Genomic DNA, 15,638 nt, shown 5'->3' on the forward strand with positions numbered 1-15,638 from the left:
GCCGGGCCCGCGCTTCCGGACGTCCTACGAGCAGATCGCCTACCGGACCGCCGAACTCCCCGCGCACCAGGCCTGACGCCAGTCGACGGCGAAGGCCCGGGCCGGGTTCTCGGTGAGGATGCGTTCTACGTGCTCCGCATCCAGCTCCGCCGCCAGCCGCGGCCGCACCCGGCGCAGCAGATACGGCATCCCGGGTCCGCCGTCCACCGACCGCGCCCCCGCCACCACGGTGTCACCGCCGAGCAGCAGCCGGTCCCCGAAGCCGGCCTCGGCCAGAGCCCGGACGGCCTCCGGCATGCGCCAGTCGGTGGCATGGTTCGCGCGGGACGGTCCGTCGAAGGCCAGCCAGCAGCCGGAGGCGGCGGCCTGACGCTGCACGACGAGGTCGGGGGAGCGGTTGAGGTGGCCGAGGATCACCCGGTCGCCGGGGACGCCCAACTCCCCGCACAGCAGGTCCAGTACGTCGAGCGCGCCGGTGCCCAGTTCCAGGTGCACGGCGACGGGCGCGCCCGTCGCGTGGTGGGCCTCGGCCGCCGCCGTCATCGTCCAGCGGGTGTGCGCGTCGAGGGCGTGGAAACCCCCCGCCACCTTGATCAGACCGGCGCGCACCCCGGACGTGCCTATGCCCTCGGTCAGCTCGGCGACGAAGACGTCGGCGAGCCTCCCGCCCAGCCCGTCGAGCAACTCCGGCGCATAGTGCGCCGCTTGGTGCAGGTGCGGGGCCCGGCGCCGTGCCAGTGCCATTCGCCCGGCTCGATCCACACCGTGTCCCCCGCGCGGATCGCCTCCGCCTCGCCGCCCCTGCGCTGCACCAGGCCCTCGCCGTCCAGGACGTGCAGCACCTGGCCGTACGGGTGCCGGTGCCAGGCAGTGTGGGCGCCGGGCGCGAAACGGACGTTGAACACGCGCAGCCGGGACGGGGCGGCGGGCGCGGCTGTCTCATCGAGCCACACCGAGCCGGTGAAGTTCTCCGCCGGGCCCTGCTGTGTGTCCGGGCGTCTTGTGGTGATGTGCACGTACGTCAGCTCCTCAGCAGCGACAGCAGTCCGCGCACGCCGGCGTCGAAAGCGGCGGGCGAGCCGGAGGCACGGGCGAGGACGTACCCGCCCTGCACGGTCGCGAGGACCGTCGCGGCGATCTCCTCGCCGTCCACCTGGGGCCCGAACTGCCCCTGCTCCTTGCCCTCTTCGACGATCCCGGCGATCAGCTCCTGGATCCGGTCGAGCGTCTCGTCGACGGGCGCCCGCAGTTCGTCGCTCGCGATGATGTCCGGGTCCATGGTCAGCCGTCCGACCGGGCAGCCGCGCAGCACATCGCGCTCGCGCCGCAGGTACGCCTCTATCCGCTCGTACGGCGTGCCCGGCCCGGTGAGTACGCCCTCGGCGGTGGCCAGCAACTCCTCGGCGGTCCGCCGGATGGCGGCCAGGGCCAGGTCCTGCTTGCCCTTGAAGTGGTGGTACATGCTGCCCTGGCCGGCCCCGGCGCGCTCCAGGATCGCCTTCGGACTTGTGCCGACGTAACCGCGCTCCCACAACAGTTCACGGGTGGACTCGATCAACCGCTCCGACGTGCTCATACATCCACTGTACATACTAGTAGGTACAGTGGGTCAACCGTGAAGGGAGCAGACGCCCTTCGCCCGCGTACTCCCCGGGAGGTACGGCCACTGCCGCCGGTCGCACGACGACCCGGACCCCTCCCCGGAGCCAGTCTCTAGGCGTCAGATCAAGGCCTCTTTCGGCAAGGTTCGAGAAGGGGTGACGACAAGGGAGTTGAGCGAGATGGAGACCCTGGCGAACTGGGACGGCGGGCCCGGCCCGTGGATCCTGTTCTTCCCGCTGATCTGGGCGGCCGTCGTGATCGGCGTCGTCACCGTCCTGCGCCGCACCGCGTGGCGTGGGCGCGGTGGCCCCTGGCGTCCGATGGACGCAGGGCGCCCGGCGGGCGACTCGCCGCTGGCCGTCCTCGGCCGCCGCTTCGCCTCCGGCGAGATCGACGAGGACGAGTACTGGCGGCGGCTGTCCGTCCTGGAGGAGCAGTTCGGCCGTATCGGCAAGGGCGGTGCGGCATGAGGGTGTACGGCGGTGGCGACATCGCCGTACGCGCCCTGGACGTTGCGGTCGTCATGGTGCTGATGGGCGTGGCTCCGGGCGGCCCGACGGGCCTGTGTCCGGCCAGGCGGGCCGCCCGCCGGGCCTGGCTGCGGGCCATCGCCGTGGAGTAGCGCCTGAGGGGAAGACTCACCGCCCGCTCAACTGGCGACAGCCGAGCGGGCGGGAGCGTGTGCGGTGTCAGGGAGCACCGGCGGTCGCGGGTACGGCAGCGGAGGGAGTGGCGGTCACGGGTGGGGGAGCGGGTGCGTCGGCGGCCATGTGGACCGCGACAGCGGAGGCGCCGGCGGTCGCATTCCCGGCAGCGGGCGCACCGGTGGCCGCCGGTCCCGCCGTGACGACCCGGCGGGATGCCGGCTCGGCGGTACGGTGCTGTGGGCGGGCCGCCTTCGGTGTGGCGGTCGGCGCGGGCAGGGTGAACCACACGACCTTGCCGTCGTCGTGCGGCCGTACCCCCCAGCTCTCGCTGACCGCGGCCACCATCGCCAGTCCCCGGCCGCAGGTGGCCATCGGCGCGATGTCCGTTCCGTCCTCGATCACCGGGAGGCGCGGATCGTGGTCACGGACCGACACCGTGAGCCGGTCGAGCTGGAGCTCGATCTCCACGGTGCAGTTCTTGTCGGGCTGGGCGTGCCGGTGGACGTTGGTCAGCAACTCGGTCACACCGAGCGCGGCCCGGTCTATCAGCGGGTCCAGATGCCAGTAGCGCAACTGTGCAGATACGATTCTGCGGATCTGGCCGATCCGCGAGGGCAGGGCTTGGAGCTCCACCGAGCAGTGTCTGCTTGGGTGTTCGATCACGACTGCGACTCCCCGACGTGAGGTCCGGAAGAACACGGAGAACGGATCCAGCAGGGCGCCGCCGTCCAGGGGGCCGCCTGCTGTCGTGGCCGGCGGGGCTGGTTCGCAGCGTTATCGCCGGTAAACCCAGAGTGACGTGAGACAAGCGTGACCCAGTGCGCACGGTCCCGCAACTCGCCGTGGTTCAGTGGTCACGCCCGGCGGCCCGCCGGACCGCCTCGATGAAGCGGCGCGCCGCGGGCGGCCCGGGCTCGCCCGGCGCCGGATCGTGGTCGCCCAGGGTGAGTGAGTAGCGCTGGCCGTTGAGGTCGGCCAGGGCCCGGTCCTCCGACGCGAACCACGGCTTGGAGGCCCGCACCGCCTGCACGGGCGCGCTGTCGATCTCGCTGCCGTAGCTGGTCAGCAGCTGCAGCCTGCCGTCGCTTATCCGGACCTGCCCGGCCCGGGTGAGCGAACGCAGCCGCTTGTCGATCCGCACGCCCTGCGCCGTGAACTCCGGCTCCGCCATCCTGCCCCGCCCCTTTTCGAGTACCTCGGTCACCGGCCCGCGGGCTTGTGGCCCCGGCCGGCGTGCTCCGGCTCGTTTCGTGATCCAGTGTGCGCCCCCGTTCGGGACGTTCGTCCCGTCCGGTGGCAGTCTGCCCGCCCTCGGCGACGAGCACCAGTGCGCACGGGCCGCCGGGCAGGGGGCGCCCGGAGCACTCGCCGCAATGCGCCCCCGAATGGTTCGCGCCACTGTTCCCCAGGGTGTCTTTGAGGAGCTCAAAGATGCGTTTATGCAGGTGAGAAGCGGTGCGGAAGGTGATTATGATCGGGGTGTCGGCCGCGCTCGGACGCCGTCGGCGCCCAGCGTAAGGAGTCTCGCCGTGAGCACCACCCCGCAGATCCGCACCGGCGACACCCTCGACGTCGACCACAGCGACACCGGGTACCGCGACTGGCTCAAAGAAGCCGTCCGCAAGGTCCAGGCGGACGCGAACCGCTCGGCGGACACCCATCTGCTGCGCTTCCCCCTGCCCGAGGCGTGGGGCATCGACCTCTACCTCAAGGACGAGTCGACCCATCCCACAGGAAGCCTCAAGCACCGGCTGGCCCGCTCGCTCTTCCTCTACGGACTGTGCAACGGCTGGATCCGGCCCGGCCGTCCCGTGATCGAGGCGTCCAGCGGCTCGACGGCCGTCTCCGAGGCGTACTTCGCCAAGCTGATCGGCGTGCCGTTCATCGCCGTCATGCCGCGCACGACCAGCTCCGAGAAGTGCAGGCTCATCGAATTCCACGGCGGCCAGTGCCACTTCGTGGACGACTCCCGGAAAATGTACGAGGAATCCGCGCGCCTCGCGGTGGAGACCGGCGGCCACTACATGGACCAGTTCACCTACGCCGAACGGGCCACGGACTGGCGCGGCAACAACAACATCGCCGAATCCATCTTCCGCCAGCTGGAGTTGGAGCGGTTCCCGGAGCCGGCGTGGATCGTGGCCACGGCGGGGACCGGCGGTACGTCTGCGACCCTGGCGCGCTACGTCCACTACACCCAGCGCGATACTCGGATCTGTGTCGCCGACCCGGAGAACTCCTGCTTCTTCGAGGGCTGGATCACCGGCGATCCGGACGTCACCTGCGACTGCGGCTCCAGGATCGAGGGCATCGGGCGGCCCCGGATGGAACCGAGCTTCGTGCCCGGGGCCGTCGACCGGATGATGAAGGTGCCGGACGCGGCGAGCGTGGCGGCCGTGCGGGCACTGGAGCGGGCGATCGGGCGGAAGGCGGGCGGTTCCACCGGGACCGGGCTGTGGAGCGCGCTGAAGATCGTGTCCGAGATGGTGGCGGCGGGGCGTACGGGGAGCGTGGTGACGCTGCTGTGCGATCCGGGGGACCGGTATCTCGACAAGTACTACTCGGATTCGTGGCTGGAGGAGCAGGGGCTGGACATCGCACCGTACTCGGCGGCGATCGAGGCCCTGCTGGCGACCGGAGTCTGGCCAGGATAGGCGCGGGTGGTCTGCGGACCGTTGGGGGCGGCGTGCGGGCCGTTCGGGGGGCGGTGCGGGGTGTTCGGGGGCGGCGCGGGTGGTCTGCGGGGTGTTCCGGGGTGCGAGTGGTCCGTGGCTGAGCACGCCCGCTCGGCGGAGCCGCACATCGACACGGCCCCGCGCCCCTAGGCTCTGTCGGCCTGCAGGGACAGCCGCCGGTCCAAGGTCTGGACCGCCGTGCGGAACGCCCGGCCCATGCCCGGCGACGCCAGCCTGCTCACGGCCCGGAACAGCGCAGTACCGTCCAGTGCGAACGTCATCCGTACCCGCGTGCCGGTGCCGGTGCCGGACGGCACCAGGCGCCACTCCTCCACCCACGACCTCGGACCTGGCACGTTCGTCATGTCCACCCGGTAGGCGTACACCTCAGGGGCCTTCGCCGTGAGCACTGTCTCCTCGAAGCGGACGCCGCCCCGGAGCCGTACCTCGCGGCCGTCCGCCGTCGGCCGGGCCGACCGCACCGCCGAGAACCACTCCGACCAGCCCGGCACGTCCTCCGCGAGGGCCCGGAAGACTGCCTCGGGCGCCGCCGTCATCTCCTGCCCGAACACGAGCCGTATGGGTGCGGTCTCGACGAAGTCGAGTCCCGCCGGGCGCAGTTGGTGAGCCACCGGGCCGACCTCCTCGTGAGACGCTGTCCCGAAAAGGTAGCTGACGGCCCGTCATCTGTCTGCCCCTCAGTCGGTTTCGCCCGCCACCATCAGACGGCGCAGGTGCTCGGATATCTCCGCGCGCGCCGCGGCCGGCAGCCCGGCGTCCGTGACCAGCGTGTCGACCTGTTCCAGCTGGGCGAACGAACTCAGGCCCACCGTGCCCCACTTGGTGTGGTCGGCGACCACCACGACCCGCCGGGCCGACTGCACCAGACGGCGGTTGGTCTCCGCCTCCGCGAGGTTCGGCGTGGAGAGTCCGGCCTCGACCGATATGCCGTGCACACCGAGGAACAGCAGGTCGAAGTGGAGCGCCCCGATCGCCTGGTCGGCCACCGGGCCGACGAGCGAGTCGGACGGGGTGCGCACTCCGCCGGTCAGCACGACGGTCGCCGCGCCCTGCCGCTGCCCGGAGACGCGCTGCGCCGCGTGGAAGACGTCCGCGACCCGCACCGAGTTCGTCACCACGGTCAGATCGGGGACCTCCAGAAGCTGATGGGCCAGCGCGTATGTCGTCGTACCGCCGGACAGGGCGATCGCCGTACCCGGCACGACCAGTTCGGCGGCGGCCCGGGCGATGTCCTCCTTGGCGGTCAGCTCCAGCCCCGACTTGGCCTCGAAGCCCGGCTCGTGCGTGCTCGCCTCGACCACCGGCACCGCACCGCCGTGCACCTTCTCCAGCACGCCCTGCCGGGCCAGCGCGTCCAGGTCCCGGCGTACGGTCATGTCCGACACACCGAGCTTGCGGGTCAGCTCGTTGACCCGCACGCCACCCCGGCGCCGGACCTCGTCCAGGATCAGGGCGCGGCGCTGCTCCGCGAGGAGGTTCTGGTTCTCGCTCACGTACGCTCCGGTCCTCTCGCCTCAAGCCGTCCGACACGCCCTGCGTACCGGCTCCGACCAGGACATTTCGCCCGGCTCCGGTGCGTGGGCGCCCCATCATTTCACGGGACCACGCCGGTTGCGCCACTCCCTGTGGCGGTGCGCACATGCCATTCGGTCACCACGTGTTCCCTCAGGTGTCACACACAACGGGGAGATTCCGTGGCGAGTGGTGTGTGTCACACCGGAATCGGCGATCCTGAAGCCCGCACGGACACAGACCATCGGCGCGGCACGGGGGAAGTGCGAGAAGAGTGGAACGCGCGCAGGAACGTACCGCGGGCGACCCCGCCGAGCGGTCCGCCGTACCGGAGATCGACCTGGAACTGCTGGTGCACGGCGTCGGCGGCACCACGCCCGGGAAGATGCTCGACGATCCGCGCACGGTGCGGATCACCGGCGACAACACGGCCGCCGTCTTCCGCCGCGCCGAGGACGTCGACGCCGAGTCCCGGCCCGGCGACTACCGGGGCCGCCCGGTGCCCGAGGCGTACGTCTGGTGCAACCTCACCTCCGGCAACGCCTCCCGCGCCCTGTGGCTGCTCCTTCTGCCGTTCATGGTGGTCAACCTCGCCCACTGGATGCGCCCCGCCGCCCAGAACCGGCCGCGCACCGTGCGTTTCTACGGCCTGCTGGTCCGGCTCGTCGGGCTCACCCTGACGGTGCTGCTCGTCGCGGCCGCCTGCGAGGTCGCCCTCGACCTGGCCGCCTGGCAGTGCGCGGGCGTCACCGCCTGCGCCCGCCGGCACTCCTGGCTAGGTTTCCTCTCACCGGCCGGCTCCGACGGCGGCTGGTGGAGCGCCCCCGGCCGCCGCCTCGCCCTGGCGGCCCTGGTGCCCACCGCCCTGACCGGCCTGCTCTGGTATCTCTCGCACCGCACCTGGAGCGCCTACGAGTCCACCCGGCCGCTGGCCCACAACCCCGAGCCCGGCCACACCTCCCTCGGCAGCCCCGGCTTCTGGTACGGGCGCCGGCTGGTGGCCCGGCTGCGCGCCGCCCACACCGCGGTGGGCCTGCTCACCGTCGCCGCCGCGGTCCTCGCACCGGCGGCCTCCTTCGACCGCCGGGCCGGCGGACCCGCCGTACTCGACGCGGCAGGGTGGCTCCTGTTCGCCGCGCTGGCCGCCCTGGCGGTCGCCGCGGTGTGGGTGGTCTGCCGCCGGGGCCGCAGCGAGAACCTCCTCGACCAGGAACTCGACCGGCATCTGGTACGACGCCTGCCGCTGGGCGCCCTCGCCCTGCTGGCGCTCGCCCTGCTGTACGCGGGCTGGTCCCGCCCGGGGTGGCGCTCCGTGGGGCGGCTCGCCGGGGACACCGCCTTCGGAGGCCTGGCCCTGGTCCAGGGCATGCTGGTGATCGTCCTCGGGGTCGTCGCCCACGACCTGCACCGCCGGCTCCCCGATCCGCGTGCCACGATGCGCGGTCTCGGCGGGCCCGCGGTCGCGCTGCTCGCCTGCGCGCTGGGCGGGGTGATCTCGGGCGGCGTCGCCCAGCGGGTCTCCGACTGGCTGGACGGCACCGGGACCTCCCTCGCCGGGCCGCCGGTACTGCTGACCTGGCAGGCCTCGGTGATCCCGCCCGTTCTCGTGGTGCTCCTCGCCGCGGTCGCCTGGCTCTCCTGGCGCACCTCGCGACTGGCCCACGCCGAACGCGCCGCCGTCGACCTCGACCACGCCGGCGAACCGGAGGACCTGGCACGTACCCGCCGTATCGCCGGGGTCCGCGCCATGGCCGCCCTCACCGACCGGACACCGCTCATCGTCACCGTGCTCTGCGCGACCACGCTGGTGCTGGGCGCCGGGGCGCTGGTGGGCGCGCTCGCCACCGGAAAGACACCGGACGCGGCCGCCGACCGGACCTGCGCCCTGGTGCACGGCGCGGCCCAGGCCTCGCAGGCGCTCGGCTCCTGGTTGGTCGGGCTCGGCTTCATACTCTTCGTCACCTGGGGCCGGCGCGCCTACAAGGACGCCTCCGCCCGGCGCACCATCGGCATCCTCTGGGACGTGGGCACCTTCTGGCCGCGCGCCGCCCATCCCTTCGCCCCGCCCTGCTACGCCGAGCGCGCGGTCCCCGACCTGACCTGGCGCATGGTCACCTGGACCCGCTGCACCGGGGGCCGGCTGGTCATCTCAGGCCACTCCCAGGGCAGCGTCCTCGCGGCAGCGGCGGCCTGGCAGCTCACCCCGTCGGTGCGCAAGCGCGTCGCCCTGCTGACGTACGGCTCCCCGCTGGAGCGCCTGTACGGCCGCTGGTTCCCCGCCCACTTCGGCCCGGCCGAACTCGGCTCCCTGCACCGCGAGGTCGCCTGCTGGCGCAACCTCTACCGTCTCACCGACCCCATCGGCGGCCCCGTCCGCATCCCCGCCGGCGACGGCCCGGAGGTCGACCACACCCCCCTGAAGGACCCCCTCGCCTACGGACGCACCCCTGAGCACCCGCTCCCCGCCCCGATCCTGGGCCACTCCGACTACCAGGCGGACCCGGTCTTCGCCGAGGAACGGGAACGGCTGCTGGCCCGGCTGCGCCCGGAGCTGCCCGGGCAGCGGCCGCAACCGGCGGGCTGATCAGGCGAGTTCGGGGAGGTCCTCCGCGTACAGCAGGGTGAGGTCGTCGGTGCTCGGGTCGGCTAGCTGGGCGACCCGGCTCGCGTGCCGCTCGACCATCGCCTCGAAGGTCTGCCGGGCGGTACGGCCGTTGCCGAACGCGGGGCCCTTGGGGAGCACCGTGAAGTACTCCCGCAGTGCCTCGGAGGCGCCCGGCGCCAGCCGGTACTCGTGCTCGTCGGCCTGCTGCTCCACGATCCGCAGCAGTTCGTCCGGGCCGTAGTCGCTGAAGGTGATGGTCCGGGAGAACCGGGACGCCACTCCGGGGTTGACCGAAAGGAAGCGCTCCATCTCCTCCGTGTAGCCCGCGACGATCACCACCACGTCGTCCCGGTGGTCCTCCATCAGCTTCACCAGCGTGTCGATGGCCTCCTTGCCGAAGTCCCGCCCGGCGTCCTGCGGCGACAGCGCGTACGCCTCGTCGATGAACAGCACACCGCCGTGCGCCCGTTGGAAGGCCTCCTGGGTGCGGATCGCCGTGGAACCGATGTGCTCACCGACCAGGTCGACCCGGGACACCTCGACCAGATGGCCCTTCTCCAGCACCCCGAGGGAGGCGAGGATCTCGCCGTAGAGCCGGGCGACCGTCGTCTTGCCGGTGCCGGGGGAGCCCGTGAACACCAGGTGCCGCTTGACCGAGGCGGCCTTCAGACCGGCCTGCTGACGGCGCCGGCCGACCTCGATCATGTCGGTCAGCGCACGGACCTCGCGCTTGACGCTCTCCAGGCCGACCAGCGCGTCGAGTTCACCGAGCACGGCCTTGGAGGTGCGGGCCGGCTCCTGGGGCGCGGCGGGGGTGAGGAGCGGCTCCTGCTCGGTGCTGCGCTGGCCGGGAATCGCGCCCAGCAGTCCGGGGGTCTGGCGCGCGGTCTGTACGGCCGGCTCGTGCGCCGCGGGCGGCCGCAGGCTGCCGCTCTCGTCGCTGGTGCAGTCCTCCACCACCGGGCCGGTGCCCGAACCCGCGTCCGGGCCGCCGTCGGCGAACTCGTAACCTCCGCGCGCACACCGCTCCGTACGGCACTTGCGCAGCGTCGTACGGCAGCCGTCGATCACATGGAACCCGTAGCCGCCACTGCCGGTGACCCGGCAGTTCTCGAAGGTGCCGCGGCCGCCCGCCGACACATAGAAGCCCGCCTCGGCCGGGGAGTCCACCGTGCAGCGCTCGATGGTGGGGTCGGCGCCCTTGGTGACGATCACTCCGGTCTGGGTGCCGTCCACCGTGCAGTTGTTGAGGGTGCCGCCGCTGCCGTGGTCACGGAACCAGGCGCCGGTGGCCGCGTCCCGGATCCGGCAGTCGTCCAGCTGCGCGGTCGCCCCGTCGCTCACCGACACCGCCGTGTTGCGCACCTGGGAGAGGTCGCTGTCGACGACGTCCGCGCGGGAGCCGCGGTCCAGTACGAACAGCGCGTCCGGCACGTCGTGCACCCGGCAGGAGTCCAGGACGGCGGTGGCACCGTCGCTCACCCACACCGCCGGATAGTCACCCGTGCTGTCGAAGATCTCGCACTGGTTGGCGTCCACGCGGGTGCCCGGGTCCCACACCGACAGCCCGTTGCGACCGAACTGACGCACGGTCGTCCGCGTCAGCGTCAGCACCGAGCGCGAGCGCAGGTCGACCGCGTTCTCCGGGATGTCGTGGATGTGGCAGTCGGCGAGGGTGAGCACCGCGTCGGTGTCGAGCGTCACGCCGTCGGCGGTGGTGCGGTGCACATCGCAGTCGGTGAGGTGCGCCGTGGCCCGTGCGGTGACCTGCACACCGGAGCCGCGCACCTCGTAGATCTCACAACCCACGGCCTCCAGCGAGGAGTTCTCGCCGGTCGCCGTCATCCCCGTGCCCGATGCGTGGTGGATCCGGCAGCGCTCCAGCCGCGGACGGCCGCCGCCGCGCACCGCCACCCCCGCCTGACCGGCCGCCACGACCTCGCACTCCTCGAACACCCCACCGCCGCCGTCGAGTACGGCGATGCCGATGCCGGCCGGGTTGTCCACGGTGCACCGCCGCACGGTCGGGCGCGCTCCGCCGCGCACCTCGATGCCGGCGGCGGAGCGGGTGACGATCCGCACGTCCAGCAGTTCCGGCGCGCCCTCCTCGACGAGCAGCGCGGGCGCGGCCGCGTCCTGGCCCTCGACATGCAGGTCCTGTACGACCGCCGAGGCCCGCACCGTCAACGGCACCCCGTCCGCGGGCGCGATGCGCACCGAGCCGGGCGAGCCCTCCGGGCCGCGCAGCGTCACCGCGCGCTGGACGACGAGGTTCTCCCGGTAGGTGCCGGGCGCGACCGTCAGGACGTCGCCGTCGGCGGCGGCCTCCAGGGCGGCGGCGAGCGACGCGTACTCACCCGTGCGGCGCCGCCACCTCGATGTGCCGGTGTGCGTCACCTGTACCGTGCCCTGTGCCATGGCGTTGCTGAGCCCCCACCTCGTCGTACAGATCGCTTGCTCGCCATGGGGGCCACCTCGGAGGGTGTCCGGCCCCTGCGGTCCGCTCGCGCGCGGGTCGATACCGAATGCGCTTCGGCCGGTCCACCGTAGCGTGCGCCGAGGTGGTGGACTGACCAGAGGCGGAAAGGCCCTCAGCTGCCGGTGCCGGCCTTGCCCCAGTCCGGGCCCGCCCGGTCCCAGGCCTGATCCCAACGCTCGTATCTGCGACGGACCATACGCCAGACGATCATCCGTCTGGCGCCCTCGACCAGGCCCGCGGTGAGCAGGGTCGCGCCGAACCCGGCCAGCACGGCGTGGGTCGTCGCGGTGGCTGAGTCCAGCGGGCGGGCCGTCAGCAGGCCGTGCCGGTCCGTCCAGATGCCGAAGTGGTCGCCCTTGTGCGGGGACTTGAGGGTCGTCAGGGCAGCGCCGGACTGTCGGGTGCCGTCCGGTGCGGTCCAGTTGGCCAGGACGCGGCTGCGGGTGTCGTGGGCGCTGGTGGCGTCGGGGTCGGGCTCGACCAGGGAGCCGTCCAGCTTCCGTACGACGGTGGCCGTGACCAGATGCCGGTCGTGGTGCTGCTGCCGGACGGACCGCTGGAGGGTGTCCTGGGCGGCGGCGCCGACGAGCGAGCCGAGCACGGGCGCGGCCACCACGATCAGCAGCAGTGCCACCAGGGCCACCCAGGCCTCGACCAGGTCGGTCGCGCGGCGCAGCGGATTGCGCCGCCAGCGCCACAGGCCGCGGATCGCTCGCACCGTCCACCACCCCTTCCCGCTCCGTGATAACCCCCGCCCGAGCCGTTCACCCGTGAGCCCGGCCGAAGAGAGAGCGAAATCACCCCCGGCCGGTGCTTTCATGAACTTCCCACGACCCCAACGACCGGGCCGCGGACTTGGGTTCCCGCGAGGGCGGAGATCACTCGAGTCCGAGTCGAAGCCGGCTTGGGACAGGGCGGCGGGGGCGGCGCGGGGGCGTGGCTCGGGCGAGGGTGGTGCGGGTGGTGCAAGAGGCGTGGCTCGGGCGAGGGCGACTCGGTGGAGGCTGGAGGGCGGCGGCTACGGGGTGAGCGCAGGACGCAGGAAGCTGGGGCGACGAGGCGCGGCCGACGGCCGTCAGGGGAGGGGAGCCGGTGAGAGTGCGGGTGGCTCCGTCCAGGACGGGTCGGCCGTGGCGACATCAGCCGAGGACGCGCACCGGGTCCCCGACCCGGATCGTGCCGGGGGAGCACGGCACCAGGTTCTGGCCGAAGACGAGTCGGTTGCCGACCCTGCGATACCGCGCCAGCGTCCGCAGCGGTTCCCGGCCGCGCTCGGCGGTTTCCTGGTCGGTCGTGGTCACGACGCACCGCCCGCACATCTTCGACACCCGGAACTCGACCTCGCCGATGGCGATCCGTGTCCAGACGTCCTCCGCCCACGGCTCCGTGCCCCGGACGACCACGTTCGGCCGGAAGCGGTTCATGGGGAGCGGGCCCTCGTCGGCGTGGTCGCCCTGCGCTATGAGGGAGTTGAGGGCGTCGAGCGAGGCCTGTGTGGTGAGCAGCAGGGGATAGCCGTCGGCGAAGCTGACGGTCTCGCCCGGCAGCGCGTGGTCCGGGTCGATCGGGCGGCGGGTGGCTGGATCGTCCATGTGGACGAGGCGGATGTCGGCTCCCAGATAGTCGCTGCACCAGGCGTGCGCGGTCTCGGCCGCGAGGAGCGCCTCCACCTTCGTACCGAAGACGTCCACCGGCACCGTGGCCGCCGGCTTCGGGACCGGCACCTCCAGTGGGGCCCGCCCGGGCGCGGACAGGCGGATGCCGCCACCGGACAGCAGCCCGGCGGCGGCGGGCGCGAGGCGCGGCTGTTCGCGCTGGGTGACGACCTTTCCCCCGTCGTCGATCAAAGCCCAGCGCCGGTCACCGGCCAGCCCCCAGGGCTCCACAACGGCCTGCCGGGGCGAGAAGCCCCGGAGCGCCTTGACCGGGTGAACGTGTATCGACTGCAGACCGGCGATCCCCATGACGCCATCGTGCCAGGCGGCACCGACATCGGGGGATGCCGATCAGTAGCCGCGGTACTGCTGCTGTTGCTGGTTGTTGTACGGGTCCTGGTACGGAGCCGTCGGCGCGGGACGCGGAGCCGCCGGGCGCATCGCCTCGTACCCGGTGCCGCCCATCGTCGGGCGCGGCGGCTGCGGCTGCTGCTGACCGGGGTAGTAGCCGCGCGGTGCCGTCGCCTGCTGGGGGATGTACGCCGTGGGCGCCTGCTGCAGCGGAGCGGGCTGCTGCATCTGCGGGTAGCCGTAGCCGGGGGCCGGCTGGGAGGGGCCCGCCGGGAGCGCGGGCAGTGCCGACGGGAGCGCGGGCAGGTTCATGCTGCTGGGCGCGTCGTAGGCGGGGGGGACCCGGATCGGGGCGATCTGCGGGGTGCCCCGCTCGGCCACGAGGGAGTCGTAGATCGGGGTGTCCGGGAAGGAGGCGGAGTAGTAGCCGCCGCCATAGGTGGAGCGGGGGGAGGTCATGGCACATAAGTTAAGCCCACGATGTGCTGGTTGGGGAGACCGATAAGAGGGTTGTTTTCCGTGTCGGCAGTGACGCCGCATCCCCAACCCGAGCGAACTCGGCAAAAAGGGACGGCAATCAACGTTCTGATCGTGTAAAGGCCGAGTTCTGCGCCGGTTACCGGCAGTTGGACAGGGATCTTCCTGTGCCTCATGGGACTTCTCTGTCCCCGGGAATAGGTTGTGCGGGTAGGGATGATCTGGGACCGCCGGGCGCGCCCGGTATGGCGACACGTGATGGGGGCGGACATGTCAATGTCGAAAGGATCCAATACGCCGGTGCCGACCGCGGCGCTGCGTATCGAATTGGGCTGGCGCTCCGGTCCGGGTGTCCCCGACGCGGACGCCTCGGCGCTGCTGCTGGTCGCCGGAAAAGTGCGCTCCGACGGCGACTTCGTCTTCTACAACCAGCCCGCGCACGCCTCCGGCGCGGTCCGCCACGAGGGCAAACGGCACTCCGGTGATCAGGTCACCGACACCCTTTTCGTCGACCTCGCGCGCGTGGAGGCCCCGATCGAGCAGATCGTCCTGGCGGCCTCCGCCGACGGCGGAACGTTCGGCCAGGTCCCCGGTCTCTACATCGAAGTCCGCGACGCGGCGAACGGGAACGAGGTCGCCCGGTTCGACAGTACCGGCACCACGGTGGAAACCGCTTTCGTACTCGGTGAGTTGTACCGACGCCAGGGCGGCTGGAAATTCCGTGCCGTGGGACAGGGCTACAGCAGCGGGCTCGAAGGACTCGCCACCGACTTCGGGATCACGGTGGAAGAGCCGCAGCACCCGGCACCGCCGCCCGTGCCCCAGGCCGCCCGGCCGGCCACCCCCGCGGTGACCACGCCCCCCGGCGCCCCGCAGGCGCCCGCCCAGGTGCCCCCGCCGCAGCCCGGCGGTCTCCCCTTCCCTCAGCACCCGGCGCCGACCGCCGGCGGCCTGCCCGTCCCGCCGCCACCCTCACCGGCCGCGCCCGTGCGCCTGTCCAAGGTGACGCTCACCAAGTCGGCCCCCTCCGTGTCCCTGGCCAAACAGGGCGGCACCTCCGGCTCGCTGCGCGTCAACCTCAACTGGCAGGTCCGCAAGCAGTCCCCGGGCTGGGGCGCCCGGCACGGCGGGGCCGACCTCGATCTCGACCTGTGCGCCCTGTACGAGCTCGCCGACGGCCGCAAGGGCGTCGTCCAGGCACTGGGCAACGCCTTCGGCTCGCTCGGCCGGCCCCCGTACATCCATCTCGACGGTGACGACCGCACCGGTGCCGTGGCGAGCGGGGAGAACCTCACCGTCAACCTCGACCACAAAGAGGACTTCCGGCGCATCCTGGTATTCGTGACGATCTACCAGGGCGCCAGCTCCTTCGCCGACCTGCACGCCACCGTCACCCTCCAACCCCAGCACGGTGCCCCGATCGACTTCTCCCTGGACGAGTGCACTGTCCCCTCGACCGTGTGCGCCCTCGCCCTGCTCACCAATACCGGTGGCGACCTGGTCGTGCAGCGCGAGGCGCGCTATCTGGTCCCGGACCGCGGGGTGAGCCCCCAGCGGACCGTCGACCGCGCCTACGGCTGGGGCATGAACTGGACGCCCGGCCGCAAGTGACCT

At 72.3% G+C, this 15,638-nt stretch carries 15 protein-coding genes and 1 pseudogene; 5 read left to right on the top strand and 11 right to left on the bottom strand.

The genetic code is table 11. The features are described 5' to 3' along the window. Window positions 1–39: 39 nt before the first annotated feature. The 3 genes and pseudogenes from ACZ7OO_RS25080 to ACZ7OO_RS25090 all read right to left on the bottom strand — a co-directional run. A pseudogene (locus ACZ7OO_RS25080) lies at window positions 40–723 on the bottom strand (phosphotriesterase family protein); the annotation flags it as partial. After that, window positions 633–1,016: a cupin domain-containing protein gene (locus tag ACZ7OO_RS25085; protein WP_471507819.1), complete on the bottom strand. Its 384-nt coding sequence runs from the start codon at window positions 1,014–1,016 to the stop codon at window positions 633–635. The gene ACZ7OO_RS25085 and the pseudogene ACZ7OO_RS25080, both read right to left, overlap by 91 nt. Window positions 1,017–1,021: 5 nt before the next feature. Continuing rightward, on the bottom strand, window positions 1,022–1,576 hold the full coding sequence (locus ACZ7OO_RS25090) for a TetR/AcrR family transcriptional regulator (RefSeq protein ID WP_471507821.1): 555 nt from the start codon (window positions 1,574–1,576) through the stop codon (window positions 1,022–1,024). 205 nt (window positions 1,577–1,781) lie between these two features. Between ACZ7OO_RS25090 and ACZ7OO_RS25095 the strand changes: the two genes are divergently transcribed. After that, entirely contained in the window at window positions 1,782–2,072 is a 291-nt protein-coding gene (locus ACZ7OO_RS25095) for an SHOCT domain-containing protein (RefSeq protein WP_352222868.1), read from the top strand. Beyond that, window positions 2,069–2,224, top strand: a complete 156-nt coding sequence (locus tag ACZ7OO_RS25100) for a hypothetical protein (RefSeq protein ID WP_471507823.1) — start codon at window positions 2,069–2,071, stop codon at window positions 2,222–2,224. Before ACZ7OO_RS25095 ends, ACZ7OO_RS25100 begins: the two co-directional genes overlap by 4 nt. A gap of 67 nt (window positions 2,225–2,291) precedes the next feature. Here ACZ7OO_RS25100 and ACZ7OO_RS25105 read toward each other — a convergent pair whose 3' ends face one another. After that, window positions 2,292–2,912 (bottom strand): ATP-binding protein, encoded by a 621-nt coding sequence (locus ACZ7OO_RS25105; protein ID WP_471507825.1) that lies wholly within the window; start codon window positions 2,910–2,912, stop codon window positions 2,292–2,294. Window positions 2,913–3,096: 184 nt separating this feature from the next. Beyond that, window positions 3,097–3,420 (bottom strand): hypothetical protein, encoded by a 324-nt coding sequence (locus tag ACZ7OO_RS25110; protein WP_471507827.1) that lies wholly within the window; start codon window positions 3,418–3,420, stop codon window positions 3,097–3,099. Between the two features lie 358 nt (window positions 3,421–3,778). On the opposite strand from ACZ7OO_RS25110, the gene ACZ7OO_RS25115 reads away from it, so the two are divergent. Next, window positions 3,779–4,903: a PLP-dependent cysteine synthase family protein gene (locus ACZ7OO_RS25115; RefSeq protein WP_471507829.1), complete on the top strand. Its 1,125-nt coding sequence runs from the start codon at window positions 3,779–3,781 to the stop codon at window positions 4,901–4,903. 167 nt (window positions 4,904–5,070) lie between these two features. Here the strand turns inward: ACZ7OO_RS25115 and ACZ7OO_RS25120 are convergent, their stop codons facing one another. Together ACZ7OO_RS25120 and ACZ7OO_RS25125 are read right to left on the bottom strand one after the other, a co-directional pair. Continuing rightward, on the bottom strand, window positions 5,071–5,556 hold the full coding sequence (locus ACZ7OO_RS25120; RefSeq protein ID WP_471507831.1) for an SRPBCC family protein: 486 nt from the start codon (window positions 5,554–5,556) through the stop codon (window positions 5,071–5,073). 66 nt (window positions 5,557–5,622) lie between these two features. Further along, window positions 5,623–6,438, bottom strand: coding sequence for a DeoR/GlpR family DNA-binding transcription regulator (locus tag ACZ7OO_RS25125; protein WP_471507833.1), 816 nt, complete (start codon window positions 6,436–6,438; stop codon window positions 5,623–5,625). 293 nt (window positions 6,439–6,731) lie between these two features. Here ACZ7OO_RS25125 and ACZ7OO_RS25130 point away from each other — a divergent pair, with 293 nt between their 5' ends. After that, entirely contained in the window at window positions 6,732–9,041 is a 2,310-nt protein-coding gene (locus ACZ7OO_RS25130; RefSeq protein ID WP_471507835.1) for a hypothetical protein, read from the top strand. Here the strand turns inward: ACZ7OO_RS25130 and ACZ7OO_RS25135 are convergent, their stop codons facing one another. The 4 genes from ACZ7OO_RS25135 to ACZ7OO_RS25150 form a co-directional block, all read right to left on the bottom strand. Then, on the bottom strand, window positions 9,042–11,480 hold the full coding sequence (locus ACZ7OO_RS25135) for a right-handed parallel beta-helix repeat-containing protein (protein ID WP_471507837.1): 2,439 nt from the start codon (window positions 11,478–11,480) through the stop codon (window positions 9,042–9,044). A gap of 173 nt (window positions 11,481–11,653) precedes the next feature. Next, complete coding sequence (locus ACZ7OO_RS25140; RefSeq protein WP_471507839.1) at window positions 11,654–12,259, bottom strand: Rv1733c family protein; 606 nt, start codon at window positions 12,257–12,259, stop codon at window positions 11,654–11,656. A gap of 421 nt (window positions 12,260–12,680) precedes the next feature. Continuing rightward, on the bottom strand, window positions 12,681–13,505 hold the full coding sequence (locus ACZ7OO_RS25145) for an MOSC domain-containing protein (RefSeq protein ID WP_471507841.1): 825 nt from the start codon (window positions 13,503–13,505) through the stop codon (window positions 12,681–12,683). A 42-nt stretch (window positions 13,506–13,547) separates the two neighbouring features. Continuing rightward, window positions 13,548–14,006 carry a DUF6643 family protein gene (locus ACZ7OO_RS25150; RefSeq protein ID WP_471507842.1) on the bottom strand — a complete coding sequence of 153 codons (459 nt, stop codon included), beginning with the start codon at window positions 14,004–14,006 and terminating at the stop codon, window positions 13,548–13,550. A 276-nt stretch (window positions 14,007–14,282) separates the two neighbouring features. Between ACZ7OO_RS25150 and ACZ7OO_RS25155 the strand changes: the two genes are divergently transcribed. Then, window positions 14,283–15,635, top strand: coding sequence for a TerD family protein (locus ACZ7OO_RS25155; protein ID WP_471507844.1), 1,353 nt, complete (start codon window positions 14,283–14,285; stop codon window positions 15,633–15,635). The last annotated feature ends 3 nt before the right edge of the window (window positions 15,636–15,638 follow it).

It is taken from the genome of Streptomyces sp. NPDC111744, assembly GCF_055634995.1.